Source organism: Pseudomonas sp. GX19020 (genome assembly GCF_023371075.1).
Lineage (GTDB): Bacteria > Pseudomonadota > Alphaproteobacteria > Rhodobacterales > Rhodobacteraceae > Pseudogemmobacter.
In genome coordinates this window covers 721,602-747,652 of sequence record NZ_JAMCCR010000001.1, presented here as the reverse complement: position 1 = coordinate 747,652, position 26,051 = coordinate 721,602, and the positions used below count along the sequence as shown (strand labels likewise).

23 protein-coding genes, 1 tRNA gene and 1 pseudogene are annotated in these 26,051 nt (G+C 60.4%); 11 read left to right on the top strand and 14 right to left on the bottom strand.

What is annotated here, in order from left to right:
• Positions 1-20 precede the first annotated feature (20 nt).
• The 4 genes from M3484_RS03665 to M3484_RS03650 all read left to right on the top strand — a co-directional run bounded on the left by M3484_RS03665 (position 21) and on the right by M3484_RS03650 (position 2,469).
• Complete coding sequence (locus M3484_RS03665) at positions 21-536, top strand: hypothetical protein (protein ID WP_092898007.1); 516 nt, start codon at positions 21-23, stop codon at positions 534-536.
• Positions 533-1,123 carry a Yip1 family protein gene (locus M3484_RS03660; RefSeq protein ID WP_249495771.1) on the top strand — a complete coding sequence of 197 codons (591 nt, stop codon included), beginning with the start codon at positions 533-535 and terminating at the stop codon, positions 1,121-1,123. Before M3484_RS03665 ends, M3484_RS03660 begins: the two co-directional genes overlap by 4 nt.
• The gene (locus M3484_RS03655; RefSeq protein ID WP_249495770.1) at positions 1,113-2,336 is read left to right on the top strand and encodes a cysteine desulfurase; all 1,224 of its coding nucleotides are present in this window, start codon (positions 1,113-1,115) and stop codon (positions 2,334-2,336) included. Before M3484_RS03660 ends, M3484_RS03655 begins: the two co-directional genes overlap by 11 nt.
• A gap of 56 nt (positions 2,337-2,392) precedes the next feature.
• A tRNA-Arg gene (locus M3484_RS03650) sits at positions 2,393-2,469 on the top strand.
• On the opposite strand, the gene M3484_RS03645 is transcribed toward M3484_RS03650, so the two are convergent.
• The 5 genes and pseudogenes from M3484_RS03645 to M3484_RS03625 form a co-directional block, all read right to left on the bottom strand.
• Positions 2,440-4,110: a recombinase family protein gene (locus tag M3484_RS03645; RefSeq protein ID WP_249495769.1), complete on the bottom strand. Its 1,671-nt coding sequence runs from the start codon at positions 4,108-4,110 to the stop codon at positions 2,440-2,442. The genes M3484_RS03650 and M3484_RS03645 overlap by 30 nt on opposite strands.
• On the bottom strand, positions 4,073-4,591 hold the full coding sequence (locus tag M3484_RS03640; protein ID WP_249495768.1) for a DUF2840 domain-containing protein: 519 nt from the start codon (positions 4,589-4,591) through the stop codon (positions 4,073-4,075). Before M3484_RS03640 ends, M3484_RS03645 begins: the two co-directional genes overlap by 38 nt.
• A gap of 302 nt (positions 4,592-4,893) precedes the next feature.
• A pseudogene (locus M3484_RS03635) lies at positions 4,894-5,727 on the bottom strand (replication initiator protein A); the annotation flags it as partial.
• Entirely contained in the window at positions 5,728-5,997 is a 270-nt protein-coding gene (locus M3484_RS03630; RefSeq protein ID WP_058161507.1) for a helix-turn-helix transcriptional regulator, read from the bottom strand.
• 97 nt (positions 5,998-6,094) lie between these two features.
• A complete protein-coding gene (locus M3484_RS03625; protein WP_249495767.1) occupies positions 6,095-6,463 on the bottom strand; it encodes a hypothetical protein in 369 nt (122 codons plus the stop codon).
• A gap of 446 nt (positions 6,464-6,909) precedes the next feature.
• Between M3484_RS03625 and M3484_RS03620 the strand changes: the two genes are divergently transcribed.
• The gene (locus M3484_RS03620; RefSeq protein WP_249495935.1) at positions 6,910-10,629 is read left to right on the top strand and encodes an ATP-binding protein; all 3,720 of its coding nucleotides are present in this window, start codon (positions 6,910-6,912) and stop codon (positions 10,627-10,629) included.
• 582 nt (positions 10,630-11,211) lie between these two features.
• On the opposite strand, the gene M3484_RS03615 is transcribed toward M3484_RS03620, so the two are convergent.
• Positions 11,212-13,200, bottom strand: a complete 1,989-nt coding sequence (locus M3484_RS03615) for an AAA family ATPase (RefSeq protein WP_249495766.1) — start codon at positions 13,198-13,200, stop codon at positions 11,212-11,214.
• A gap of 606 nt (positions 13,201-13,806) precedes the next feature.
• On the opposite strand from M3484_RS03615, the gene M3484_RS03610 reads away from it, so the two are divergent.
• Complete coding sequence (locus M3484_RS03610; RefSeq protein WP_249495765.1) at positions 13,807-15,432, top strand: hypothetical protein; 1,626 nt, start codon at positions 13,807-13,809, stop codon at positions 15,430-15,432.
• 406 nt (positions 15,433-15,838) lie between these two features.
• Here M3484_RS03610 and M3484_RS03605 read toward each other — a convergent pair whose 3' ends face one another.
• A complete protein-coding gene (locus M3484_RS03605) occupies positions 15,839-16,363 on the bottom strand; it encodes a hypothetical protein (RefSeq protein ID WP_249495764.1) in 525 nt (174 codons plus the stop codon).
• A gap of 93 nt (positions 16,364-16,456) precedes the next feature.
• On the bottom strand, positions 16,457-17,059 hold the full coding sequence (locus M3484_RS03600; RefSeq protein WP_249495763.1) for a Mu-like prophage major head subunit gpT family protein: 603 nt from the start codon (positions 17,057-17,059) through the stop codon (positions 16,457-16,459).
• Between the two features lie 733 nt (positions 17,060-17,792).
• Here M3484_RS03600 and M3484_RS03595 point away from each other — a divergent pair.
• A complete protein-coding gene (locus M3484_RS03595) occupies positions 17,793-18,122 on the top strand; it encodes a hypothetical protein (RefSeq protein ID WP_249495762.1) in 330 nt (109 codons plus the stop codon).
• 574 nt (positions 18,123-18,696) lie between these two features.
• On the opposite strand, the gene M3484_RS03590 is transcribed toward M3484_RS03595, so the two are convergent.
• The 4 genes from M3484_RS03590 to M3484_RS03575 all read right to left on the bottom strand — a co-directional run bounded on the left by M3484_RS03590 (position 18,697) and on the right by M3484_RS03575 (position 20,680).
• The gene (locus M3484_RS03590) at positions 18,697-18,870 is read right to left on the bottom strand and encodes a hypothetical protein (RefSeq protein WP_092897066.1); all 174 of its coding nucleotides are present in this window, start codon (positions 18,868-18,870) and stop codon (positions 18,697-18,699) included.
• A 137-nt stretch (positions 18,871-19,007) separates the two neighbouring features.
• Complete coding sequence (locus M3484_RS03585; RefSeq protein ID WP_249495761.1) at positions 19,008-19,178, bottom strand: hypothetical protein; 171 nt, start codon at positions 19,176-19,178, stop codon at positions 19,008-19,010.
• Between the two features lie 604 nt (positions 19,179-19,782).
• Complete coding sequence (locus M3484_RS03580; RefSeq protein WP_249495760.1) at positions 19,783-19,983, bottom strand: hypothetical protein; 201 nt, start codon at positions 19,981-19,983, stop codon at positions 19,783-19,785.
• Positions 19,984-20,422: 439 nt separating this feature from the next.
• Positions 20,423-20,680 carry a sulfurtransferase TusA family protein gene (locus M3484_RS03575; protein ID WP_249495759.1) on the bottom strand — a complete coding sequence of 86 codons (258 nt, stop codon included), beginning with the start codon at positions 20,678-20,680 and terminating at the stop codon, positions 20,423-20,425.
• A gap of 102 nt (positions 20,681-20,782) precedes the next feature.
• Between M3484_RS03575 and M3484_RS03570 the strand changes: the two genes are divergently transcribed.
• The 3 genes from M3484_RS03570 to M3484_RS03560 are packed head-to-tail and all read left to right on the top strand — an operon-like array spanning position 20,783 to position 24,224.
• Positions 20,783-21,538 (top strand): cytochrome c biogenesis CcdA family protein, encoded by a 756-nt coding sequence (locus tag M3484_RS03570; protein ID WP_249495758.1) that lies wholly within the window; start codon positions 20,783-20,785, stop codon positions 21,536-21,538.
• A gap of 53 nt (positions 21,539-21,591) precedes the next feature.
• A complete protein-coding gene (locus M3484_RS03565; protein WP_249495757.1) occupies positions 21,592-22,812 on the top strand; it encodes a hypothetical protein in 1,221 nt (406 codons plus the stop codon).
• Positions 22,809-24,224: a cytochrome P450 gene (locus tag M3484_RS03560; protein ID WP_249495756.1), complete on the top strand. Its 1,416-nt coding sequence runs from the start codon at positions 22,809-22,811 to the stop codon at positions 24,222-24,224. The genes M3484_RS03565 and M3484_RS03560 overlap by 4 nt, the downstream gene beginning before the upstream one ends.
• A gap of 159 nt (positions 24,225-24,383) precedes the next feature.
• On the opposite strand, the gene purS is transcribed toward M3484_RS03560, so the two are convergent.
• Together purS and M3484_RS03550 are read right to left on the bottom strand one after the other, a co-directional pair.
• Entirely contained in the window at positions 24,384-24,623 is a 240-nt protein-coding gene (gene purS / locus M3484_RS03555; RefSeq protein ID WP_249495755.1) for a phosphoribosylformylglycinamidine synthase subunit PurS, read from the bottom strand.
• Positions 24,624-24,692: 69 nt separating this feature from the next.
• Entirely contained in the window at positions 24,693-25,469 is a 777-nt protein-coding gene (locus M3484_RS03550; RefSeq protein WP_198837434.1) for a phosphoribosylaminoimidazolesuccinocarboxamide synthase, read from the bottom strand.
• 235 nt (positions 25,470-25,704) lie between these two features.
• On the opposite strand from M3484_RS03550, the gene M3484_RS03545 reads away from it, so the two are divergent.
• Positions 25,705-26,019 carry a DUF1476 domain-containing protein gene (locus tag M3484_RS03545; protein WP_092897082.1) on the top strand — a complete coding sequence of 105 codons (315 nt, stop codon included), beginning with the start codon at positions 25,705-25,707 and terminating at the stop codon, positions 26,017-26,019.
• Positions 26,020-26,051 lie beyond the last annotated feature (32 nt).

The following is a 26,051-nucleotide window of genomic DNA, read 5'->3' as shown; positions in this document are numbered from 1 at the left end:
GCAGGAAACGGGCAAAGACCATGTCGATCACCACCGATATCTTCCGGACCTGGGCCCGGCCTGGTGCGGTCATCCGCGAGAAACTGGCGGATGGCCCGCGCGAGGACAGGGCACTGATCCTGTTGTTCGCGGCCTGTCTTTTGCTGTTCGTGGCGCAATGGCCGCGCCTCTCGCGCGAGGCTTTCCTTGCGCGTGAGGCGGCAACCGCCGCCGGTACGCCGCTGGATCAGGTGCCGGGCATCCAGGCATTGATGGGGATCAATTTCTTCGTCTTTCTTTTCGTGGTGCCGCTGTTCTTTTACGGCATCGCGGCGGTCTCGGCGCTGGTGATCCGCGCCTTCGGGGGCCGGATCGGCGCTTATGAAGCGCGGGTCTCGCTGTTCTGGGCACTGCTTTGTGCAGCTCCCCTGATGCTGTTCCAGGGCCTTCTGGCCGGGTTCAGCGGACCGGGGTCTTCGGTGACGGTGGTCGGGCTTCTGGTCGGGCTCTCATTCCTCTGGCTCTGGGTGAAACTTCTGCGCGAGGCGATGCAGTGATCGGCTTTTTCTTTTCCTCCCTGCTTTTGTCGCTGCATGACCCGCGTCAGGGCCTGCGGCAGATCCAGGCGCTGAACCGGCCCGGGGGCACCGAAATGGTGGCGCTCCTTCTGATGGCGGTGGCCTCGGCCTTGTTGATGCAGCTGAGCCTGCAGATCCTGCCAATGCCCGAAGGCAGCCCTTTCACGGCGCTGTTCTCAACGCCTTTCCTGACGGCGGGGCTGCAATTCCTGACGCTCCTCCTTTGCGCCTTCCTTGCCTGGCTGGTGGGCGGCTGGTTCGGCGGTCGCGGATCCTTTGCCGATGCCGTGCTGGCGATCGCCTGGCTTCAGGCGGTGATGCTGGCGATCCAGCTGGTGCAGCTGCTGGCGCTCGTCATCCTGCCCGTGCTTTCCAGCCTGATCGGCATCGCCGCCGTCGGGATCTTCGTGGTGCTCCTGAGCAATTTCATAGCCGAAATCCACGGCTTCGCCTCGCCGGTGAAGGTGTTCTTCGGGACGGTCCTGACCTTCCTCGTCAGCGTCTTCATCCTGACGATGATCCTCGCCCCCTTCATCCCGTCGGAGTACCTGCCGCGTGAGCTATGATGTCGCAAAAATCCGCGCCGATTTCCCGATCCTCGCGCGCAAGGTGAATGACCGTCCGCTGGTCTATCTTGACAATGGCGCCTCGGCGCAAAAGCCGCAGGTGGTGATCGATGCGATCACCCAGGCCTATTCGATGGAATATGCCAATGTTCACCGGGGCCTGCATTACCTGTCGAACCACGCGACCGAGGCCTATGAGGCGGTGCGCGGCAAGATTGCGCGCTTTCTGAACGCGCCCTCGGAAGACGAGATCGTCTTCACATCGGGGGCGACCGAGGGGATCAACCTCGTCTCTTATGCCTGGGCTGCACCTCGTTTGCAGGCCGGCGATGAAATCGTGCTTTCCGTGATGGAGCATCACGCCAATATCGTGCCCTGGCATTTCCTGCGCGAACGTCAGGGGGTGGCGCTGAAATGGGTCGAGGTCGATGCCAATGGCGTGCTCGATCCCCAGGCGGTGATCGACGCAATCGGGCCGAAGACAAAGCTGGTCGCCATCTCGCATATGTCGAATGTGACCGGCACCGTGGTTGATGTGAGCACGATCTGCGCCGCGGCCCGTGCGCGCGGTGTGCCGGTGATGGTCGATGGCAGCCAGGCCTCGGTGCATATGCCGGTCGATCTGACGGCAATCGGCGCCGATTTCTACGCGATCACCGGCCATAAGCTTTATGGTCCCTCCGGATCCGGCGCGATCTGGATTTCCCAGGCCCGGATGGCAGAAATGCGTCCCTTCATGGGAGGCGGCGACATGATCCGCGAGGTGCATCGCGACTCTGTTACCTGGGCAGACCCCCCGATGCGGTTCGAGGCCGGCACACCCGGCATCGTCAATCAGATCGGTCTGGGCGTGGCGCTCGATTACCTGACCGGCCTCGGCATGGAAAATATCGCTGCCCATGAGCGCGCTTTGCGCGATTACGCCCGCGAAAAGCTGAACGGGCTGAACTGGCTGAACGTCCAGGGGCAGGCGCCGGATAAGGGGGCGATTTTCAGCTTCACCCTGCAGGGCGCCGCACATCCGCATGATTTCTCGACGATTCTCGACAAAAAAGGCATCGCCGTCAGGGCAGGGACCCATTGCGCCATGCCGCTGCTGGACCATTTCGGGGTGAGCGCAACCTGCCGCGCATCCTTCGGTCTTTACAACACCCTGGCCGAGGTGGATGCCCTGGTCGAAGCGCTGGAATTCTGTCACGAACTCTTTGCGTGAAGCGGCACCACAAGCCTTGCAGCAGCGCGCAGGAGCGGTTAAGTAACCCGGGCGCTGCACCCGTAGCTCAGCTGGATAGAGTGCTGCCCTCCGAAGGCAGAGGTCACAGGTTCGAATCCTGTCGGGTGCGCCATTTCAGAACAGAACTATGAACGCCGAACGCCGCCGTTTCTACGCTTGAAGCGGCGACCAGCGTTCGCAGCAATTCCGACTTCGATCCTATGATGTGAACCTCGTCGTCGGCGACCTCGACGCGCTGCGCTAGCGCGCGCAGGTGGTCGCGGTGATAGCCGCCGCTGTCGAGTCGTATCCGTTCACGAGCCTTGCGGGCGAACCCCTTGAGCATGTCGGGGGTGACACCCTGATTGCCTGAACTGTCGAGCGCGAGTTGCGTGCGCTCGGCGTCCGCGGCGGCCTGATCCCGCAACGCCTTTAGGCTCACCATGCGCTCTTTCGCCATGGCGTCGTCCTTGTCCACCATGCCGGCTTCGATGGCGTCAAACAGACGGCCGATCCGTTGGTCGGTCTCTGTGATTCGTCTGTTAAGCTCGGCGAGATGCGCTCGGCGACGCTCGACGCGCTCCTGCCTCCTGTCAATGACGCTGGAAAGGATGGATTCCAGCCGCTTGGGCTGGAGCAAGCGATCTCCAATATGATCGGCGACGAGATGATCCAGCTTGGCCATCGGAATCGCTCGACCCTTGCAGCCGGTCTTGCCTTGCCGCGCTTTGGTCGAACAGGTGTAGTATCGGTATGTCTGCCCAGCGCTTCCCTTTCCAGTGCGTAGCGTCATGGCAGCTCCGCACTTGGCGCAGAAACAAATGCCGGTTAGCAGAGTGGGGCCGCTGGATACGCGGGCCGGCGTCACCAAAGGATCGCGCGATTTCAAACGGGTCTGTACCGCGTCGAATAACTCGCGTTCGATCAGGGACGGTACTGCCATGATGGCGACCTCGCTCTCCGGCTTCTTCTCCCGGTTTTTATGCGAGCGTGTGTTGAACCTATGCTCGCCGATATAGGTGGTCCGGGTCAGGATGGCGTGGACTTGCGCTAGACCCCATTTGCCACCGTCACGAGTGAAGAAGCCGCGCTCGTTGAGATAAGTAGCAATAGCCTTGACGCCCATTGCGCCGGACGTGCCGTCACCTTCGAGATAGAGCCGATAGATCAGTCGTACGGTGTCGGCGTGCAACGGATCGATCTCCAGCTTCTTCTTGATCTTCGATCCGCGCTGCTCGGCCGCGACGATGCGATAGCCGATAGGCGGCCGTGCGCCGTTCCAGAAGCCTTGCCGGGCGTTCTCGTTCATAGCACGCAGGACGTGCTTGGCGTTCTCCTTGGACTGGTATTCGTCGAACAGCGCCATGATCTGCCGCATCATCTGATGCATGGGGTCGTCACCCATCTCCTGCGTGATGGACACCAGCTTGACGCCATTCTTCGCGAGCTTGCGAACGTAGAACTCCATCTCGAAGTGATCGCGGAAGAAACGCGAGAAGCTATGCACCACGACAATATCGAAGGGGGCGGGCTTGGACGTGCCTGCCTCAATCATGCGCTGGAATTCAGGGCGCTTGTCGTTGGTGGCGGTTGCGCCCGGTTCCACGTAAGTCTCAACGAGCTGGAAGCCCCGTTGCTCGCAATAAGCTTCGCCCTGCCGCTTCTGGTCGGGGATGGAAATATCGTGTTCGGCCTGCCGGGCAGTCGAGACGCGCAGGTAAGGATGCGACGGCGCGTCATGGCGCGATCCTTCGCCGATGAAGCCACGCGGCATGTCGCTCGGGCGTGTAGGCGTGCGGCTCCAGATTGGCGGTCAAACGGTTGTGGACGTGCCGCCAATGCTCCGGCGAAGCGTCGGCCGGATCGAGGCCGAGCGATTCCACGGCGTCGATAGCGGCAAGCGCGCGCTGCACCTTGGGCCAGCTATCAAGGCGCAACAGGATTTCGCCGCCGGGGCGCACGAAAGGCAATGTCTGGAACGGCTCGCCTCGGCCGATCGCTCGCACAATGTCGATGCGCGAAACGACCGTGCCATGGTCGCCGCTCGCCCATCGCACGAAGGCGAAGACGCCGCCAGGCGCGAAGCCGACGACACTCCGGCGGCGGTCGATGATCTGGTCATAGCTCTTGCGACCGAACCTGATCCAATGCTCGATGCGACGTTCCTCGAAAGTCAGCTCGACCAATGTGGTGAAGGGCGCAGGCCCATCCGGCAGCGGACGGCAGTGCGCGCTGCCATGGGCGCGACGGGTCATTGTTCATCTCCGGCGATGTGCTGGTGGGGAGTGAGCGCGTGCGCTGCGTCAACGGCGTACGTCATGGCTCGCCGCTCCCGGCCGAACCGGCACCACGCTTCGCCTGCGCGCGTCAAAGAAACAGAGTTAGATTCTCTGTTAGATAAGTTAGCGGTCGGATTCCGCTTTTCAGGCCAAAGCGTTAGCTGCGGTTCGTGCGCCTGATGTGCCGATAGTGGTGCGCCTGATGTGCCGATACCTCGTGCGCCTGATGTGCCGATGGCATTAACAGGATTATCAACAGTGCCTGTTGGTAAGTTACCGGGACGAATTCGCAGCAGCTCGCGGCCGCCTTCCCGCTCGATCTGGAGCAGGTAGCCGGGAAGCGGCTGGCGGGCCGCGATCCGGCGCAGGTCGAGCGCGAAGTCGGACGGTCGGGCGAGGCTGCCGGATTTCTGGTGAAGGTGCGCGGCCTCGAAAATCCAGCCGTGGTGCTGGTGCCCGGCGTGCTTTCTGGCGACGCGGTAAAGCCATCGCTCGATGCCGCCAGTCAGCCGGAAGTAGGCCGGGTCGATGGTCAGGACCAGCGAACGGTCGATGACGCTGTTGTAGAACCATTCGGGCAGGACGAACTCCATGCCCTCGACGCGGCCGGCGCGCGTCGTCATTTCCTCCCACTCGTTGATCCATGAGAATTGCCGGCGACGCCAATGCGGGCCGTTGCGGATGGTGGTGGCGATGACGGTCGATTGCAGCCGTGCCAGCGCGGCTTTCAGAAGCCGGTATTGGTGATTGCCGGTCGGCCGCCCGATGGCGCGCAACAGATGGTAGGGCGTAAACCGGACGAAGCGCGAAGTGGTGAGGCCGTCATTCTCGGCCGCGACAATCTGCGAGGCTGCCCATATCAGCACATCGGCGTCCCATATGGTCGCCATGCCACGCTCGGGCATCCCGAACACCTGCACGTCTATGTCGGCGGCCTTGTAGAGAATCGGCTTGGTGCGCGGGGTCTTCGCCAGCGAGAAGAACGGCCGTTCCATTAGGTCGCGCTGGTCGCGCGGCGGCGCGTCGCCCGTTGCGACCACGAAGGGGGCCAGGCGGCTGCGCTCGCTGTCCTCGGCCGGTCGCGCGTGGCCGTGATCATCCTCGCGTAGCATCTAGCAGTCGCCCCGTTCTTCGGGCGTAAGCGGACGCGCGGGAAAGACGGTGCCGGCGGTCTTGTCGCGGGTGGATTTACGCTCGCCCGCCGCGCTCCAGTCTTCCAGATCGCGAACGGTGTAGAGGACGCGACCACCGACTTTGCGATAGGTCGGCCCGGTGCCATAGGTGCGATGCTTCTCAAGGGTGCGGATGGATATGCCGAGGAAGCGCGCGGCTTCCTTGGTGCGCAACAGGCGCGGCGGCAGGCCCGCAAGCGGGTTGGCCATGGATCACCTCCAGTCGGGATTGGGCTACCGGGGTCGGCAGCGGACTATGGCGAACCATGGCGAGGGATCGGCGGCGCGTAGCGTGCCGCATTTGCGTCTATGCGCTGGCGGCACCCCTGCGGACGACAGAATAGTCGAACGCGCTAAAGATGTCGGCCGCTGGCGGCACAAGTCGAACACCATCGCCCAATGCACAGGGCTCGTTAATCTCGATGCCAAGCACCGGTGAAACGTCCTCGTAGACTGCGGCATTCGGCGCCACTTCGTCCGTGAAGAGTGCAACGATATCTTCCGGGTTACTTTTCGCGACGAGCCGGTCAATCGCCCATTCACCGAAGCGGCCCCCAACGACAGAGCCGCCGCCGTCTCCACCAAACACCCAACAGGTTGCGAAATCGGAGAACGGCTCCGCGCCGGAGAGATATTGATCTACGCGGTGCTCTGCCTCGCCGCGCCAGAGTCCCACGCGCGTAGTCGGTGCACATGGTTGGTGAGATCGTTGATGATATTGGCTATCTCGGTTGCATAGTCGGTCGCATCATCAATCCCGTTAGCGGTCGTATCCTGCTGCGACACTGCGGTGCCCTGAAGCCGTGAATGGGATGACAACCGCTGGCAGCGACGGCTTATGGCGACGTCCGATTGAGTTCGCAGATGACGCGGAATCAATCGGAGGCTACGCTATTCTAGGAATTGGGGGCCAAGCAATTGACTGATTCGGATGCCGATTTGCCGGGCGTGGGGCCTGTACGTGCACTTCACTTGCTCACTACTGATCTGCTTCTTGCTGAGCTTGTTTCTGGACGTCCGATCGCCACAGATGAGGGCCACAGACTCATACTCAGCAGCGACGCCGCTCGAGGCGTGCTGTCTTGGTATCGCGGCGCGCGCTCCAAGTGGGCCGGCAATGTAATGACACCGGACTGCGAAGCGATCATAACCAGCATCAACGCTACCCCAGCCCAAGTTCCGCCTCCTTCCACTTCCGCAGATCGGGAGCGCCGCGTTCTTAGGCTGGCGAAAATCGTCGCACATAGGTTCGCGGGGCTCCATGCCTACGGATCTGCAGACGAGCCGAGCACGGATTTTGTGTTCGAACCGAACAACTCTATCACAATATTCGAAGGCTGGAACGGGTCGGGCAAGACAAGCTTGATGAATTCGGTGATCTGGTGCCTCACCGGCAAGCTGCTCCGGCCTCAACGTTTGCCCGAAAGCGGCGAAGCTGAATTCGACTGCGAGATCGATCGCGGGGCTGCTGAAGAGGCGTCGCAGCATAAGATCAGCGCGGTGACTCCCCTGCCGAGCGCGCAGCACTGGACGCCTGTGGCATCAGCTAAAACCGTCCCAGCGGATACTTGGGTTGAGCTGACCTTCGAGCTGGAGGACGGGACCCGCCTTCCTCCGATACGTCGAACGCAGTCACGAAAGACAAATGGCAAGCTGGAGGAGGTCGGGCCCAATGCGGCGGATCTTGGCCTCGATCCGATCGCGTTCAATCTTGGAACCACCATGCCAGGGTTGCTGCCCTATCTCCAGGTGGGGAACCCTTCGGAGTTGGGGCTGGCGGTGGCAAAGCTGACAGGCCTTTCCGAACTTGTGGCCCTGGCAAAGCACGCTGGGCGTGCGAGAACGAAGATTGCGGGGGACATCACCAAGGAGCGCAGAACTGAGCTCGATGGGATCGAGACGGACTATCGGCAGCATCGCAACGATCTCGAACAGCGGATTTCCGAATTCTCGGAAATGACGCCTGTCACCGCCCTCCCGGCGATCACGGATGAGCCAGCTGCGTTCATCGCGCTCGGACAGCATTTCGAGGATCTGAAAGCCAGCGGCCTCGCCCATGCCCGGGATGTACTTGGCAATTCGTTTGACGCCTCGGAGGAGTCGCAGCGGCAGAGCTTGGAGCAATGCATCGCACCTGCGCTAGAGCAGGTGCGACGGTTGTCGCAGCTCCCTTCGATGGAAAGGCTGGTTGCTCTCAAGCTGGAGGCCGACGTTCGCCAAGGGGTGGATGCCCTCATTGATCGTATGTTCGAGGAGGCAACGATCCTCGAAGAACTCTCGGCGAACCCGGTGCTGGAGCGCAGGACCCAGCTCTACGCACGCGTGACCGACTGGATGCGCGAGCATGGAAAGCCCCATGATGATCATTGTGCAGTCTGCCATCATTCACTCTCCGGCGTCGTCGACGCTGAGACGGGCGGGCTTGTTGCCGATCATCTACGCCAAGTTGCTGAAGATAGCGAAATCCTCTCCAAGACGGTCGTGCAATGGGCGGAGGCTTGGACCGGCAAACTGGCCCGCGATCTGCCCGATGCGCTTCGGCGCGATTTGCAGAACGACCTCCCCGAATCTCCCGGTGCAATCTTGCGAACCGCTTTGCTGGACGACCTCTTCAGCACAGAAAGCTTTACAGGCGTCCTTCAATCGCTGCGTTCCAACGTGGGAGCGCTAACTGACAAGGCGATGGCCGACCTGCCTTCGTTTACAGAGCCAGCACAACGAAATTTGCCGAGCCGAGTTGGCGCCCAGGCGGCTAAGCTGAGCAAGACGTTAAATCGCCTTATCCGAGCTTTGGCATTCGTCGATTGGATGACGGCCCATCGCGCAGAACTTGCTGCGGCGCTTGAAGAAGTCCGCGGCAAAGCCGATGGCGGCGACGGCCAGGCGACTGGCCTCCGAGCGCAACTGTTACGCCTCGATGCCATCGTGAAAGGCGTTGCGCCTATTAATGCGGCTATCGACCTATCGAAGCGAATGAACTCTGCTAAGACTGCTCATAAGCGTAAACTGAAAGTGATCGAAGATTGCGGAACGGCTGCAGCTGCATTGGATGAAATCATTCCAGTGGGCGATCTTGCCACCGCGCAGGTCGAAGGCTTGCAGGCCCGCTTGCATGATCGAGCGGTATTTTGGCGGAACGCGATCTACCAAAACGCGACAACCCTATCGCCCAAACCGCATCGAACTGGGATGACGCCCCAAGGAGCAATTGCAATCCAAGCGGGGCGCGATGGCGTTCATGCTCCAGCCCAACATGTATCAAACGCTTCGGCCCTGAGAGCGTCACTCATGGGCTTCTACCTCGCGTTTCGGGAACATGTCCTCCGGACGGATGGTGGCCTGTCGCTCATGATCCTGGATGATCCCCAAGATCTCCTCGACTACGACAATCGTGCTCGTCTAGCGCGTGCCCTCGACCAACTGGCGGCTGGTGGAGCCCAAATTCTGGCTACCACCTATGACCGTAGCTTCGGTCGTATCCTCGTCGCTGAGGCACGGGGCACCAATCGTGTTGAGCACCGTGCCGTCCATCCGGTGCACGCATCTCGAAGCACCCTCGAAACTTCCTTGGCTATCGAGGACTTGGATCGGAAGCGGAACGAGTTCGTCTCGAACCCGGACTCGGCAGCTCACGCACAGGATTATGCGAATCAGGCTCGCATCTTCTTGGAGGCGCGCCTGGGGGATTTGTTCGACGACCCAGCTTATCCCGCGTTTTCGGCACCCACTGACGCGCCGACGTTGATGCCGCTGGTGGGGCGGCTCCGTTCACTGGTCACCGCTCGCAGCAACGAACTCTTCAGGAGTCCGATACTCTCGCGTTTCTGCGATGATCCTGCATTGGCCGATGGCGCTGAGCCGCGACGAGTGCTTAACCAAGCGCATCATCGCGACGCCAACGCTTTGAGCTACATCGACGTGCAGAATGTTGATGCGGACCTGAAGCGATTGCGTTCGGCGGTCGAACGCGTCCACGAGGAATTCCGGCGCTATCGCTGGCGAGAGCCGCTTCAGGAGGCCGTCCCGGACAATGTCGTCCCTCTGACTGTCGTTACCGCACCGGCTTTCAACGTCCCGATCGTTCAGGACATTGCTGCGTTCAGCCGGCACGTTCCGAGCGGTGGCAGCCAGGATGGCAACCGGGAGATGCTCTCCAGCCAGTGGTTTGATGACAAGTCGCTGTTTTACGTCCGCAGAGACACCATGGGCTTCACAATCCCGGCCGGATCCATCGCGATCGTTGAGGCCACGCCTTCTTCGCCGGCCGATCATGAGCTGGTTGTTGGCCGCCGCGGGACGCAAGCCTTCGCTCGTAGGCTGCTGCGTCCGCGCAACGGCGAGGGATACTCCTTGGCCGCTGAAGCGACCGACCCTCGTGGCGGGCGGCCGACGCTGGCTTTTGAGAATCATGAACTCGACTTGCATCGCGTCGTCGGAGCTCTTTTCGTTCAGGTCCCTCCACCAGCGGGGCGGGAAGAGGCAGTTCTCCTAGAAGGACATCCTGCCCTTGGCCGAGTCGAAGTCGCATATCGCGTCCGCGAGGAAAGCGCCGTCCCCCGCGTGATGCCGGGGCAGATCATCCTCGGTGGAGCGGTTCTTACCCCAGATCAGTTGGATGCCATGGAAGGCAAAATGGTCGCGGTGACTTTGGAAGACGGTGACAGCATCCTGAAACGAATCGGCGCACCGCTTTCGAGGAGTCTGCCGTATCTCCGGCAGTTCGAAACGATCGGCGGGCTCGGAGCCTCCGTTGTGCTCGCAACAGAACGGGTAGAAGGGGCACCAGACCTACCTGTGATGATCAATGCTCGCCTTGTATTAGGTGTTGTCTACGCCTCATAGGTTGCCGCAAGCTAGGGGGCCGGCCCGGTTCTTCCGGATGTTTATTGGAACTGCCGGGCAGTTGACCGCTAGTCCATTCTCGTTCATGGGCCGATGATGCAGCCGCGCTAACGTCGGGAGTTGCCGAAACCCGACGTTAGCGTTCGTCCTCGTGAACGGCGGCTTAGTCACATGCTCCGCCATTCTAGCCTTGCGATAAGTGAGATGATCGAGCGTTAGACTTCCGATCTAGCATTGCAGCCGGGCAACGACAGAAATGACGGGCAACGGTTGACGTTGCCCCTGCTGCTCACTCGACATAGCCAATTGCTCTCCATCCTATTTAAGAGGCGCATGGAAGGCTATAGAGTAGACATAGTTCTCCGTGTCGTCGGCTTCGGCCCGCCAAACACCGCCGATTTCCCTCTATAATGCGATATTGCCGCCGATCACCGCATTACACCGGATGGGATAGAAAACAGCCGTTTCCACGCCACAGCCCGATATATCTTAGGGCGGTTAGCAGACCCACCGGTAATAGCGACCGAGCTTGGATAATGGTCAGCCCCCTTCGGAAAGCAATCGGGCGGCTACGGGCACGGGCTAGCTAAGCTGAGTCGCAGTCGGCATTTTTGCATCAGGCAATAACTTCTCGCCGTCGCCTTCAACGGCGATGAGTGCCGGGAGAAGCGAGGCGACTATGGTTTCAATTTCATCCCGCTGCGGACGAGGCAGCTTGTCCCAGAACGCTGGATCATCGAGAAATACGATGAGCTTTTCGAGGTCCTTGGATTTGAGGCCGATCGGAAGATATGCCTCCAGCGCGCCTTCCGACAGGATATTTGTGCCGCGCGAATGCAAGGCGTTGAGTTCAGATTTCAGAAGTGCCTTGTCGTCGTCGGACAATTCCGGTTTCAGCGCAATGCGGCGAGATTTGATATATTCCCATGTCTCGCGCGCATCGTCCCAGCTTCCGGTGCTCAATGCCTCATCGATCCGGGCAACCAAGGCTTGGCCATCGAGGCTCTTTATGTTGTCGATCACATCCTGCTTGATCTCCCCGGCGTTTAGCTTGAACAGACCTTTGAGGGCCTGCGAGCCGACCTGCTCGATATAGTCGAGGTCCGCCACTAAAGCATTGCCGACTTGGCAAGCCGCCAGCAGCTTTTGGTACGGGGCGAACAGCCCCTTGCCGCCCACGCTGATCACTTCGAGAATTTCGGAGCTTGCTTCCCGGCCCCGCGTGTCGAGTACCTTTTCAAAGAAAATCCGGTCTGAAAGCCCCTCGACGAGAAGCACCTTATCGCTGAAAAATATGCGCTCGTTGTTCTGGCTGTTGACCAAATTGAATAGGTGCTTGGCGTTCGGTAAATCAGGCTGATTGAGCCGGAGAATCCTGCTTCGCTGGGCTTCGCTATAGACACGCGTCACAAACTGTATGGACGCAGGGGATATAAATGTGGGGGAGTGGGTGGCGAGCACAAACTGGTTGCCTGTCTCTACCGACAGCTTCTCGAACAAGCGGAAGAGAGAGCGTTGCCAGCGCGGATGGAGGTGCAGTTCCGGCTCATCGACGACGATGACGGCATCCCTGACATTCAGCGCATAGATAGCAAAGAGATAGGTAAGCAGTTCCCGCTCACCGGAAGACGCTGCCGTGACGCTAAAGCTCGTGCCCTGCTTGCTGAGGCGCACGTCATATTCATTCGTATCCGGATTGATCGTTTCAAGTTCCCAGTCGTAGCCAAGCGCCTTGAGATCTGTGCTGAGACTTTTCAGATTCTCATCGCCATAGAATGCTGTCTTGGCACTACGGTTATCCTCTTCTAGCAGGCGCCGATACTTCCGGCCCAGACGCCCGATGGCTAGGCTCACAACATTCGTTGCGCCAGAGCGCGAGGATACGGCGTCCAGTTGCCGCTTCTGCTCAATGTCGTTGTACTGGGCGAGCTGTACGCGTGATTGGAAACCGGCACCCGCCCGGTGTACCGGAAGGTAGATCATCGGCAGGCGGAGGATATCGCGCCTCATCTCAGCGCGGGTGGCGTTCGCGTACTCAAAAATGCGCAGGTACTGAAGGAAATCAACCGCTTTCTTATCTTGGGGCTCTTCAAACCCATCATGTGTCCATCGATAGGTTACCCTATCGCCACCAGCAATTTTTTCTATGGCCCATTCAGGAATGCGGTCCCACGGATTATCATGTAGGTATATCCGTGTGTCTTCTCGTTTAATGTCTTCGATATCGGCCTGAAGAGTGCGCATATTTTCGAGATCGCTGGCTGATACCTCGACAGTAATCTCGACGAGCTGAGGCTGTCCCGCCCCGTGGGTGTGTCGATCGAAGCCGAGACTGTTCAGGCCCTGATTGTCCTGCAAATACCAGCGCGAAATGCCATCACCTTGATCGTGTGCTTCTAGATATTTCGTCGCCAATAGGTAGCGACGGAGCATGGTGGTGACCGTATCGAGGAGGTTGGTTTTCCCACCACCGTTTGGACCGATGATAATTGAGATTTTTCCGTCGAAGCTCAGCTCCTGACGCTCCAGAAAACTCCTAACATTTTCAACGACGATTTTCCGTATTAGCATCACATGCCCTTACAATTTCGACCGAGAGGATTGAGCGTCTCTAAATCGACCGAAATGAGCGCGCGTTACCATCGAAGTTTGCTGACCAAGTATAAGGTCGTTTTCCTAGCATATCAGCCCAAAAACCGCCGGTCCGTTGACCACCCCAGTCAAGCCGTTCGCTCATGTCTCGATTTAGAGGGCTATAGCGTAGACGTAGTTCTCCGTTTCGTCGGCTTCGGCCCAACAACCCCGCCGATTTCTCTCTATGACCTGATATCGTCGCCGATCACCGCACACCACTATGCGATATAGCGAACCGCGGTTTCCACGCTACAGTCCGATACTTGCATGTCCGGGCCAGCAGCTTTCGGCCCGCACTAAGCAGCGAATGCGTGGACGAGTGTCGACATCGCAAATGGGGGCGGAGGCAATGATCAGCACTTATTTTTCGGGTGCGAAAGCAGGCCAGACATATGGCTCCAAAAACCATTGTGACATAGGCCGAAAAATCGACGTCGAAAACTGCCGTTTAAGTCATTGATTTATAATGAACCACAACTCACGTTCAAAAACGTCAGGCCTTAAGGTAATTGAATTAATAAATTAAGTAGTGTGACATACGCTATGATCAGCGTTGCGCACTACCTTTCCGAGCATGGTCCCTCACGTTCCTCACGGATCGTCGAGGCACTTGTCGCATCTGGTTTATCGGCAGAGGCAGCGCGTCAGCGCGTATCACGAGCCAAGCCGCCGATCCGCAGCTTTCCTGTTCCGCTCCTGCCTAAGCGCGAGGCGTTTCTTTATCTGGAGAAAGACCGTAACGGCGAACGGTTCTGGCATAACTTCCTGCGCGATCTCCGCGAAACTAATTCGATTACGGCGGCGGCTATCGACGGGGTGATCGCTCGGGGCGGCATAATTCCTGCCGAGCAATTTGCGGTAGTAAGCGGTGCGACGGTCAGGCCCAAGACCGGGCAAGTCCCGGCTGATACGGTCGCCAGCCGCCTCATAAAGTCCGACTTCCTCAAGGAATTTCAAGACCCGGAATATGGCCGCTGTTTCCACACGGCTCCGAGTTTGGCCATAGGCACACCCGCTGCCATGCGCGCGCGGGACATTACGGAACGTGTCTTACTGGATGGCCTGCGCGAATGGTGCCGAAAAATTGGCCTCGCGAGCTACAACGCTATCCGCATCCGGGGCGATGAAGATCTGAAGCCGATTGGGCCTTTCGCTTTCGATCTTGCCGGGCCGAGCTATCTCCTCCCGTTGCAGGGATCGGCAAGCAAACCGGGCTTCATCGTGGCGGACGTTTTCGCCGAAGGCATTTTGACCGTCCATGAGATTCAGTTTTTCATCCGCAAAGCGCGTGTTCTCAAAGCCAGCTTCAAGGATATCGGCATTCTGTCTATCATCGTTGCGGAAGGCTTCACAGGCGAAGCACTGACTGCAGGACATGCGGCGGGCGTTATGCTGGCAACCCCCAAAGACCTGTTCGGGAAGCGTGTCGGGGAGGCAATCACCTCGCTCTGCGAAGTGCTCAAGAATGCTGCGAAATATGCGTCATCGAGCCCCGAACGCCTCACCATGCTGTTGAACAACCTGTTCGATATCGAAGGGCGCAACAAGAACCTTCGAGGCATCCTGTTCGAAATGGTGGCAGGCTATCTTGCAAGGCGCACAGCCATGACAATGGATATGGGCGTCACCGCCAAAGACCCAAGCACCGGGAAGATAGCGGATATCGACGTTCAGACGATCAGCAACCAGAATGCAGTCGTCACGGCCATTGAATGCAAAGGTAAGGAGCCGGGCGGCGTGTTGAGTCTGGCAGAGGTTGTGGAATGGCTCGCGAAAATTCCCACATTCCGCGCTCATTACGCTCAGCACGGATATTTACGCGAGGCAGAGCAGCGCTTCGAAATCTGGACGAGTGGCAGCATCGCAGCTGATGCGGTGAGGAAGCTGAAAGAGGAACAGGACCGCCGCGTAAAGGCGAAGATCGACTGGAAGGACGGCGATGCCGTTCTAGCGCTGGCCAAGGCGGGCAAAGAGAAGGCCCTTGCCGACGCTCTCAACCAGCATTTCTTCCGCCATCCGTTTGCCGAAGTTGCCAAGCAAATCGAAGCCGACGAGGCAGAAGGAAAAACGCCGTCATGGGTGGCTCCTCCGAAATCTGACCTGCCTGTGTTGCAAGGCCATTCGATTGAAGTCGTGACGTTGGATGGCGAGTTAGACGCCGCCGAGTGACCTAGCGCCCCAACATCCGAATTGCCGCCGTTAGCCACATAAATTCCGCTGAAAACCGCCGATTGCCGCATAATCATGGGTGCCTGAATAATTATCAGATGGTTATGATGATCTGATAGTTCTCATCTTCGTCGGGCGCTGCCTTCCACAAGCATAGTCATCGAAGCGCGTTGGCGATTTCTACGTGCGGCTGCGCCTACCTGACGGATCGGGCGGGATTCGAACTCCGTTCAGAGGCGGGCTATCAAGTAGATGTAATTGTCATCTTCGCCTGCGGCAAAGTGCTGCCCCGAAAGCGAGCGCGCTTCCACACTACGCTGTAAAGAGCCGGAGGGCCGTCAGTGACAATACCCCGGCGCTTAGCGCCGGGTCCGCAGAAACACATGGTCCGGTCTCGGACCTTGATTTATAGGGCTATGGAGTAAACGTAGTTGTCATCTTCACCCGGTGGGGCGCGCCAATTCTTCCTAATTAAGTTATTGATTTTAAATGGGAAAATGGCAGTTTTAGCCTGAGTGTGTGACACATTCTGTTCACAAGGGCGCCTTGTCGGTGCCGTTTCGCCAGCTATTCTTGGCGCATGACGATTTACATGCGAGCGAACACCTTCCACCTGAGAAAGCGCGTTCGGCGCCGGTTCCGGGATGTGGAACCGCGCGAGATTGTAGCATTCTCTCTTCATACCGACAGTAAGACGGTCGCAAGGCAGAAGGCCGACCAGATCTGGAATCACCTGATCGAGGGCTGGGAATCGGCCTTGCGTGGTGACAGCATAAACGGAAATGCCCGATGGGAAGCTGCGAAGGCTATCGCAGATCGGCGCGGCTTCAGCTTCCTGCCGGTCGATCAGGTTGCGGCGCTGGAAGAATCCGCGTCGCAAGGCGGTTGAGAACTTCATAAAGGCGGCAGGTGAAAAGGAGCTGCGGAACATCACCCGGGCCGATGCCAGGGCTTTCCGCGACTGGTGGAATAGCCGGATCGACAAGGAGGGTCTGAGCGGTGACACGGCATCGACCGACTTTGTTCACCTGGCGAACATCCTGCGCACGGTGAACGAAAGCCTCGGGCTGGAACTCTCGACGATCAGTTGCAGTTTGCCCTGCCAGGCGTTCACGTCTGCCGTGGTCGTGGCGTAGATCGAGGCCAGCAGCTTTTCGGCCTCGGTTTCCATCGAGGGTCCGACGACGATATATTTCGGTGCCGCGCCGATCACAGTCACGCCGTCGAGGTCTTTCAGGGTCCGCTTGCGGAACAGGGGATAGAGCGGGCTTTGTGCGGCCTGGTATGCGTCGAGCGTTATCTTGTTCGCCGCGTTGCTGACGACAAGGGCGAAGTCGCCGGTGCCATGTGCGGCCCGTTGCAACACCTCATCCGCGCTCAGGGTCCGAACGCTGGCGCCCGAACGGGTTAGGGAGTCGCGAGCCAGATCGAGGAGCGACATGTGCCGGTATTCTTGCGCTTCGGCAGGCGCTGCGGTGCCGGTCGCGCGGGCGATCAGGGCATCCGACTGGCGGCGCACGATAACCGCCGGGTCGTCGTTTTGCGGGGCTGTCGTGCGGATCACCGGGGCGCTGCGCTTTTTCGGCTTCGGTTCGGGCAAGATCTCCTCGCCCTCTTCCTCAGCCAAAGCCACCCAAAAGGCCTGATGAGGGCTAGGCGTGCCGTTGCGAGGCAGTAAGTGGGGCGCAGTCAGGTGCTCCGTTTTTTCTGCGTAACCTCAATCAGCACCTCGTCCTCATCCTTGAGGGGCCAGCATTGGGCCAGATATCGCCGGGCTCGATGTTGCCGACCGCGTACGTCAGCCCTGCGAAAAGCTGGCGCATCGCCTCGGGTGGGGTGGTCTGACTGTAAAGGTTGCACATCGTCAGGCCCTCTTGTTGCGCCAAGCCATTTCACACCCGTCAGGGAAAGGGGGAGTGATGGGATGAAATGAAAAAAGCCGCCATCGCGACATGCGCAAGGGCGGCTCTCTCTTCAATCAATACTACTGGAACTCAATCACTCGTAACCAGAGGTAATGAGGCATTTCTACTCCGCCCGGTGGGAAAGGCGAAGATGGCATCATTGCGTAGGCAATTCTGCCCTGGTGCAAGAAACGGGGCGCCCCATTCCCTGAGCGCCCCGATCGGTCAGGGAAGGCGACTGGCCGAGGGAGATTGCGGTCGCCACAATTGCCAACCGATTGCGACGCAAATGGTTCCCGGTGCTGGTATCGGAAAAAAGCCGGGACGCACATAGGCGACCCGGCAGTCATACAGGCAGATCAACGGACAGGTCACGGGACAGTGTGACGGTCTGATAAGACAACGTGTAGTGGGCTGTTTGGTTCCCGCATCAACCCGTTGTGATCAGGGGGCGGTATGAGCAGAATGGCACCAGAGGAAATCGGGCTCCGGGACGAAGCGATGTCGGCTGGCGGGGTTGTGCGCCCGCGCTCGCGCCAGGCGAAGGCCGCACCGCCAGTTATCAGCTCGGAAATCATCCTCCAGCCAAGGCTGTCCGCAAACGCCCCATCAGCCGATCTGCCCCAGGCTGACATCTGCGGCATGTCGATCCAGCGCGTGCTGGAATGGGCATTTGGCAGAGAACACGCCGGCCTTGAGTTTGACGAGACGGGTGAAACCTCCGGCAGTCAGCGCATGCGTATCGATGGCATCTGGCTGATGATGCAGCACGGCGCTATCGGCTGAGAAAGTGACTGCGCAGGGCGGTCGGATCCGGCCAGGGATGATCAGATCATCGCCTCGAGGGGGGCAAGCCTGCCGGTCAGCCATGGCGGGTGGCAGATGGCGGTGTTCGTCGCCCAGCATGCCCGCGTCGGGATCACGCCTGTCTGGATGCAGGATGCGCGGCCGACGATCCAGCCTTGCGGGGGGGGGGGGGGGCACTCCACATGGGGAGCTGGCAGTGACGGAAGAGGCGCATCATCTCGGCGCACAGGGCTGTGCCCATACAGAAGTGCATCGGCCGCAAGGGCAGGGTGCATGAGGAGCCGGTTCTGAATTGTCCTGTGGTCATGACCCCGTCCAGATCACAGATCGCCGCGGCGCATCGCCGGTATCTCGCATGTTATTGCGCACTGCTCTGGATCAGGGCGTAGCCGGATGGCCTCGCTATCCTCGCGGGGATCGATCTCATCCTGGATATGCCCCCCTCTGTAGCCCAGGAACGCAAGACAGAGCTTTCGAAACTCTGGCCCACTTGATACTTTTGCCCGTAGAATAATCGCGCCCGGAGGAGAGATCCCGCCGGGCGCTTTGCGTTTCAGCCGCGATGGCCGTTCTCACGATTTGCCCCGCCCGCATTGGGCTCATTGGTTCTGGGCGCTTTGTTCGGGTTAAACGGCTGGGCAGCGTTACCCATCTTTTGCTTCTGCGCCTCTTCCTCGACGTTGAACTTCGTGTTCTCAGCTTCTTTGTCGAAATCGGGTTTGGTCATAGCTTCCTCCTATTGCTGAAAGATCAACTGTCTCGCTCCGCCAGGGGTTCCGCTTTCGCTGATCACGTTTTCACTGATTGGGAAATTGGGGAAGGCGGGTAACTCTGCCCGGCACGATCCGCGCGGGGCAGAACATATCAACCACCGGCTGCCGCTGCCGCAACTCTCACCGCGCCGGTTGCGACGGCATCACTCACTGCACCCTTACTCGCGGTCTTTGAACCGGTATTCGCAGTATCGGCAGTCTTTTCAGCTGTGCCGCATGCTGCAAAGGTGGCCAGAAGCGTGTCGGCGAACAGGGATTTCATTTTTGATTCTGGTGGTTTGGCTGGGATCGCCACTGCGCGCGCGAAGGCGAAGCTATGAGCCTGCGAGAAACACCCCCGGCTTGCCGAGGGCGCCTGGCTTTTAAGGAAGTGAAACCGGCGGTGGGGAAATGATGTTGCCATTCTTCCGATGATACAGACCCTGCACCCGTGACACCGGCTCGCAGTTCCCGAGAACGAACCTTTCCTCAACAACTTCGTTCGCCCCGTCCTTCAACACCTGATGGAAAACGCGAGTTAAATCGCCATTCTCATCACGGCAGGCGAGCTTATGCGCTGTCGTCCATTTCTGACCCATCGCGACCTCCTCCTTCTGTTGTGCGGTGATCGAAGAGGAATCAGACGATTCGCGCAACCATGGCGGGTATATGGCTGCGGATCCCGGCGAAGGCCTGCCGGCTTACCCGTTTGCGACAGTGTAACCACAGCGCATCGCCCCGCCTTTCATAGACCCACTTCGCCCGGCCATACCCCGCAGCCGTAATCACCCCGAGGCGCGGATCACTGCGTCAACTCGCCGGGGCCCGCCTGGCGGCGCGAATGGGCGGGACTGTGGGGAGCGGGAAACAGCGGCATAGCGCAGGCCTTATTCGATCTCGAGAGGGGCTGAGACCGGAGCGTCATTCGGCATGTCCGGAGCGTTCAGGCTATCAGGATCTCTCTCCTGGACGTCCGAATGCCAGAAGACCCGCAGGACGAAGAACAGGACGACGATGACGGCCACCACTATGGCGAAAATCACCGCAGCCTTCTCGCGGTGTCTTTTTGGCGGTGTCGGCGGCTTCATTGGTATTCCTTCCCTGGTGTCCGGAACATAACGAAGGACCGCCGCCACTGGTTTCATGGCCTGCTGGCATAGGTGTCAATCCGCCGGTTCTCTGGTGAGATGGGGGATGCATGATCAGGTCCGACAGAGGGCGCGGGCAGGGACGACGCTCAAACGAGAGGCCGCCGGATTACCGGGGGCGTTCTGCTTATCAGGATTCCCCGACACCCTCTTGGCATGCCTGGATGATCTCGGCCGCCAAGTCTAAGATAGCAACCATGAAAGCGGATGTCGGCACGCATGAGCGACTGTCAAAAGCTGGGTAGCAGATTTCTGTCTGGTCAGGCCCCGGCTCCGGCACTCGCGTGTCGGCGCCACCTTTGGAATCATTTTGGCGGGGATCTTTATCCCAGGCACTACCGGCCCCGTCATTCGGCACCGGCATTACAGACTGAGCAGCTCAGTCCTGCGCCGCAAGACTGTTCGCGCCGCGCCGGATCAGATGGCGGGTCACAGCGGCGTCAGCCTGTGCCTCAAGATAGTCATGCCCGGCACCGGCGCAGAAATGCGGCAGATCGATCACTGCCATCCGGTCCGTGGTGCTTACCCGTAAAACCTCGCCCGGTTCCATCGCCAGCAGACGTTTGCGCGCTTTCAGCACGGGGAGGGGGCATAGCAGCCCCTCGCAATCGAGGTCCTGGTCATACTGCGCGGTCATGCGACCCTGATAGCGGGCTGCGACGGAATGTGACAGGGGAATGCCGTCAATGTGAGCGCATAGCGGATGACGCGCCCTCCGGCTATGGCTATGAGTTTGACCATGTTTGGAATTGATCTCTTCGATGCAGGGCTGGGCCCGGCCACTTTCATCGCGCTGATCGCGGGGGTTTTGTCATTCCTCTCGCCCTGCGTGCTTCCGGTCGTGCCGCCATATCTGGCCTATATGGGCGGGATTTCCGTTGGCGAGATGAAGGAGGGAAGGGCAAGGCGCCGTATCCTCATCCCGGCCTTGTTCTTCGTGCTGGGCCTTTCGGTGATCTTCCTGCTTCTGGGATTCACCATGTCGGCCTTTGGTGCGTTCTTCCTGCAAAACCAGGTGATGTTCGCCCGGGTTGCGGGGGTGGTGATCTTCATTTTCGGCCTGCATTTCACCGGCATCATCCGCATCCCGATCCTTGATCGCGAGGCGCGGCTGGATGCGGGCGATCAGGGCGGATCTGCCTTTGGCGCCTTCCTTCTCGGGCTGGCATTCGCGGCGGGCTGGACGCCCTGTATCGGGCCGCAGCTAGGCACCATCCTGTCGCTTGCGGCACAGGAGGGCTCGGTCTCGCGCGGGACGTTCCTTCTGGGCGTTTACGCGGTGGGGCTGGGGCTGCCGTTCCTGATCTCTGCCCTGTTCATCGAGCGCGCAATGGGGGTGATGACCCGTCTCAAACGCCATATGAAATGGATCGAGCGCGCGATGGGCGCCCTGTTGCTGATCGTCGGCACGATGATGGTGACCGGAGCCTTTACCGATTTCAGCTGGTGGCTCCTGAACATTTTCGAGACACTCGGCCTGCCGGTGCCCGGATGATCCCTTAATCCTGCCCGATTTCTCCGGCAGACCGGGCCTTGCCGGAGGTGGGAATGACTGATCAGAGACAGGGCGAGATTTTCCGCCGGAAGGTATTCTACCTTCCCGGCTATGACCCGTTTCACCCGCGCCGCTACCGCGAGCTTTACCGCAAGGAAGGCACTGAACAGGCGCTGCTTTCCGGCTATGATCTGAGCCTCAAGCCGAAAAAGGCCGGCGGCCCCTATGGCTGGCGTGTCGAGGCCACGATCGAGGGGCGCGCCGCCGAGACCGATATGGAGGTGCTGGTCTGGTCCGATATCGTCAAAGGCTCGATGTCCGAGACGATCCCGGCGACCTATCTGCAGCTTTTCCGCACCGCCTGGGCCTATATCGGATCGGGGGCGCTCTTCCGGCTGATGCGGCTGCGCAAAGGCCCGATGATCGCGGCGCTGTACCCGATTGTCTTTCTGCTTTTGCAGTTGGGCGTCGCTTTGGGGCTGGCCTGGGCCGGATTTGCGCTGGTGGCGCATCTGTTGCATTGGGCGCCGGGCCTTCCGGTCGCGGGCGGCATCCTCTGGGGGGTGCTTTATTGGTTCCGAAAGAAGGACAATAAGGTCTTTGCCTGGTATCTTATGCATGATTATGCCTATTCGGCGCAGTATAAGGGCGCCAACCCGCCCGAGCTTGAGGCACGGATGCGGGATTTCGGCAGGCAGATCCGGGCCGCACTGTCCGGAGAATACGACGAGGTGCTGGTGATCGGCCATTCTTCGGGCGCGCATCTCGGCGTCTCGATCCTTGCCGATCTTTTGCACGCGGGCCTTCCCGCACCGCGCCCGGTTCTGTCGTTCCTGTCGCTCGGCCATGTGGTGCCGATGGTGTCGTTCCTGCCAGAGGCCACCCGCCTGCGCGCCGATCTGGCCTGGCTTTCCACCCGCGACGAGATCGCCTGGATCGACGTGACGGCCCCCGGCGACGGCTGTGCTTTTGCGCTGTGCGACCCGGTTTCGGTTTCGGTCACGCCGCCCGAGGGCAAACGCTGGCCGCTGGTGATTTCCGCCGCCTTCACCCAGACGCTGAGCCCGGCCCGCTGGCGCGCTTTGCGGCGGCGCTGGTTCCGGCTGCATTTCCAGTATCTTTGCGCCTTCGACAATCTCGCGGGCAATCCCGGCGACTATGACTATTTCCGCGTGACCGCCGGGCCGCAGACACTGGGCGCGCGTTTCAAAACCCGCCACCCGTCGAAAAGCCGCATTGAAGCCACCGTCAACCGCTATAGAAACGTGGCGTGAGCAACGATCCCAAATCCTGCCCCTTTGCGGGCGCGTCCGGGCCCCCTGTGCCCCCGAAACCCGCGGCCCGCGCCGAAAGGGTCTCGCTTCTGACCTATCTCAGGCTCTTTCGGCGCGACATCCTCTCGGCCCAGCCTGCGCGGCTTTACCGCGCCTGGATGGCCGAGTTCCGCACGCCTTTCTTCCGCTCCTATCTCTGCAATGACCCGAAGCTTGTCGATCTGGTGCTGAAGGACCGGCCCGAAGATTTCCCGAAATCGAACCGGATCCGGGCGGGGCTGGAACCCCTTCTGGGCAATTCCGTCTTCGTCACCAATGGCGAGACCTGGAAGCGCCAGCGCCGCATCATCGACCCGGCCTTCGAGGGCGGACGCCTGCGCGACACGTTCCCCGCCATGGTGGCGGCGGGGCAGGCGGCGGTCGCCCGGATGCAGGATCTGACCCATGGCACCACGGGAACCGAGGTCGAGGTCGAAGAGGAAATGTCCCATGCGGCGGCGGATGTGATCTTCCGCACGCTGTTTTCGATTCCGATCGAACATGAGATCGCGGCCCGGGTCTTTTTTGAATTCCGCGCCTATCAGCGCACGCAGCCGATCCTGAACCTTGCGGCCTTCCTGCCGCTGCCCCGCTGGTTCCCGCGCCTGCATCGCAAGCGCACCCGGGCCTCGGCAAAGATGATCCGCGATCTGATCACCCGGCTGACAGATGCGCGGGCGGCCGAAATCAACGCAGGCACCGCTCCCGATGATCTCGCAACCAAAATCATGACCACCGCCGATCCCGTGACCGGAAAGCGCTTCACGCCCGCGGAAATGGTCGATCAGGTCGCGATCTTCTTTCTTGCCGGGCATGAGACCAGCGCCTCGGCGCTTGGCTGGTCGCTCTATCTGCTCGCGCTCAGCCCCGATGTACAGGAGCGCGTCGCGGCCGAAGCGGCCTCGCTTGGCGCGGCCCCCGATTTCAGCGCCGTGAACCGGCTGCACTTCACCCGCGATGTCTTTCGCGAGGCACTGCGCCTCTACCCGCCGGTGCCGATGATGGTGCGACAGAACACGCGCCCCGAGACCTTCCGCGACCGCAAGGTCAGGCCCGGCGCCCAGGTCGTGCTCTCGCCCTGGCATCTCCAGCGCCATGAACGGCTCTGGGCGGAACCCGACGCCTTCTGCCCCGCCCGCTGGCAAACCAGCGAGGGCCGCCACTCCGCGCGCGAGGCATATATGCCCTTTTCCGCCGGCCCCCGCGTCTGTACCGGCGCCGGTTTCGCCATGGTCGAAGGCGTCCTCCTCCTCGCCATGCTGGTCCGGCGCTTCCGCTTTGACCGCATCGAAGGCGCCGACCCGGTTCCGGTGGCCCATCTGACGGTGCGCGCCGAAAACGGCATCCGCCTCCGCGTCACGCCCCGCGGCTAGAAAAACCGGGCGCATAAAAAAACCGGCGCGCAAAAAAAAGGCGCCCCGAAAGAGCGCCTCCCAATTTCTCCGACAGCAATTTCATCTGTCTCTAAGTATCCCGGGGGAGTCTGCCAAAGGCAGACGGGGGCAGAGCCCCTGTGCCCGGCCAGCCAGATCTCAGAGGATCTCGACCTTGTAGCCTTCGATCACCGTATTCGCGAGCAGCTTCTCGCACATAGCCTTCACATCGGCCTCGGCGGTCGCCCTGTCATTCGCCGCGAGGTCCAGCTCGATGACCTTGCCCTGGCGCACGCCTTCCACACCGGCAAAGCCAAGCGCGCCAAGCGCATGGCGGATCGCCTCGCCCTGGGGATCGAGAACGCCGTTTTTCAGCATGACGGTGACGCGGGCTTTCATCGGGGCCTCCGGTGGCTCAGGGGAATCTCGCGCCCCTGATAGCCAGGGCGCGCGAAGGGGGCAATCGCTTCAGTTGATCAGCGAGGGTTTCGAGACATGGGTGACATTCGAGGGCAGAACCCCGATCCGCCGCGCCAGCTCCGCATAGACGTCGGAAAGTGGCCCCGGTTCGGGCACCGATCCGTCGGCGCGTTCGGGCTGGCGCAGATCCCACAGCGTCATGGAATCCGGGCTGATCTCATCGGCGAGGATCAGCCGCATATAATCGCCATCCCAGACCCGGCCGATCTCGATCCGGAAATCCATCAGCCGCACGCCTACGCCCAGCATGACGCCCGACAGGAAGTCATTCACCCTGAGCGCCAGCTCGACCATATCGTCGAGATCCTGCTGATTGCCCCAGCCAAAGGCGATGATGTGTTCTTCGGTCACCAGAGGCGTCCCGAGTTTTTCATCCTTGAAGTAATATTCCACGATCGGGCGCGGCAGGCCCATGCCTTCGGGAATCCCCAGCCGGTCTGAAATGCCGCCGGTCGCGAAATTCCGCACGAGGATCTCCAGCGGAATGATCTCGGCCATCCGCACCAGCTGCTCGCGCATGTTCAGGCGACGGATGAAATGGGTGGGCACCCCGATATTGTTCAGCCCGGCCATGAAGAATTCCGACAGCCGGTTGTTCAGTACACCCTTGCCTTCCGAGGCCGCAGAGATCGGCGCGACATTGGCGCCGCTGCCGGCTTCGGGGCCGTTCTCGTCATCCTTGAAATACTGGATCAGCGTACCCGGTTCCGGTCCTTCGAACAGGATCTTGGCCTTGCCCTCATAGACCTTCTTGCGACGTGCCATGGTGACCTTTGTACAGACAATGACGAAAGGGGCGGCTCAGCCACCCCGGAGGTTTCCCGGCCTATAGCTGACCCCCCAGGCCGGGGCAAGCGGGCAGGGGCGCCGCGAGGGGGCAGGCGGTGCTGCGCCGGGCAAAATTTGCCGCAGGCTTTCTTCTTGCAGGTGCCTGGGGGGATGATCATATGGAAGATGAGACCATGAAAACCATGACCCGGACAGGGAGCTGAGAGATTACATGAGCACTTTTGACGACCGCGAAAACGCATTCGAGGCCAAATTCGCGCATGACAGCGAGATGCAGTTCCGGGCCGAGGCGCGGCGCAACAAGCTTGCCGGCCTCTGGGCGGCAGAGCTTCTCGGCAAATCCGGCGACGACGCCAATGCCTATGCGCTGGACGTCGTGGCGGCTGATTTCGACGAGCCGGGCATTGAGGATGTGGTGCGCAAGCTCGCCGCCGATCTGGGGGACCGGGTGAGCCCCGACCAGATCCGCGCCAAGCTGACCGAGCTCCTGCCGGTGGCCAAGGCGCAGCTGCTGAACGAAGTCTGAGGACTGGTTTTCTCAGGAGGCTCTGCGTCAGC

Coding starts and splice junctions, on each gene's coding strand:
- M3484_RS03665 (WP_092898007.1), top strand. CDS start 21: ATGTCGATCACCACCGATATCTTCCGGACCTGGGCCCGGCCTGGTGCG.
- M3484_RS03645 (WP_249495769.1), bottom strand. CDS start 4,110: ATGCCGCGTGGCTTCATCGGCGAAGGATCGCGCCATGACGCGCCGTCG.
- M3484_RS03640 (WP_249495768.1), bottom strand. CDS start 4,591: ATGACCCGTCGCGCCCATGGCAGCGCGCACTGCCGTCCGCTGCCGGAT.
- M3484_RS03630 (WP_058161507.1), bottom strand. CDS start 5,997: ATGGCCAACCCGCTTGCGGGCCTGCCGCCGCGCCTGTTGCGCACCAAG.
- M3484_RS03620 (WP_249495935.1), top strand. CDS start 6,910: ATGACACCGGACTGCGAAGCGATCATAACCAGCATCAACGCTACCCCA.
- M3484_RS03615 (WP_249495766.1), bottom strand. CDS start 13,200: ATGCTAATACGGAAAATCGTCGTTGAAAATGTTAGGAGTTTTCTGGAG.
- M3484_RS03610 (WP_249495765.1), top strand. CDS start 13,807: ATGATCAGCGTTGCGCACTACCTTTCCGAGCATGGTCCCTCACGTTCC.
- M3484_RS03605 (WP_249495764.1), bottom strand. CDS start 16,363: ATGTTCCGCAGCTCCTTTTCACCTGCCGCCTTTATGAAGTTCTCAACC.
- M3484_RS03595 (WP_249495762.1), top strand. CDS start 17,793: ATGAGCAGAATGGCACCAGAGGAAATCGGGCTCCGGGACGAAGCGATG.
- M3484_RS03590 (WP_092897066.1), bottom strand. CDS start 18,870: ATGACCAAACCCGATTTCGACAAAGAAGCTGAGAACACGAAGTTCAAC.
- M3484_RS03585 (WP_249495761.1), bottom strand. CDS start 19,178: ATGAAATCCCTGTTCGCCGACACGCTTCTGGCCACCTTTGCAGCATGC.
- M3484_RS03580 (WP_249495760.1), bottom strand. CDS start 19,983: ATGAAGCCGCCGACACCGCCAAAAAGACACCGCGAGAAGGCTGCGGTG.
- M3484_RS03575 (WP_249495759.1), bottom strand. CDS start 20,680: ATGACCGCGCAGTATGACCAGGACCTCGATTGCGAGGGGCTGCTATGC.
- M3484_RS03570 (WP_249495758.1), top strand. CDS start 20,783: ATGTTTGGAATTGATCTCTTCGATGCAGGGCTGGGCCCGGCCACTTTC.
- M3484_RS03565 (WP_249495757.1), top strand. CDS start 21,592: ATGACTGATCAGAGACAGGGCGAGATTTTCCGCCGGAAGGTATTCTAC.
- purS (WP_249495755.1), bottom strand. CDS start 24,623: ATGAAAGCCCGCGTCACCGTCATGCTGAAAAACGGCGTTCTCGATCCC.
- M3484_RS03550 (WP_198837434.1), bottom strand. CDS start 25,469: ATGGCACGTCGCAAGAAGGTCTATGAGGGCAAGGCCAAGATCCTGTTC.
- M3484_RS03545 (WP_092897082.1), top strand. CDS start 25,705: ATGAGCACTTTTGACGACCGCGAAAACGCATTCGAGGCCAAATTCGCG.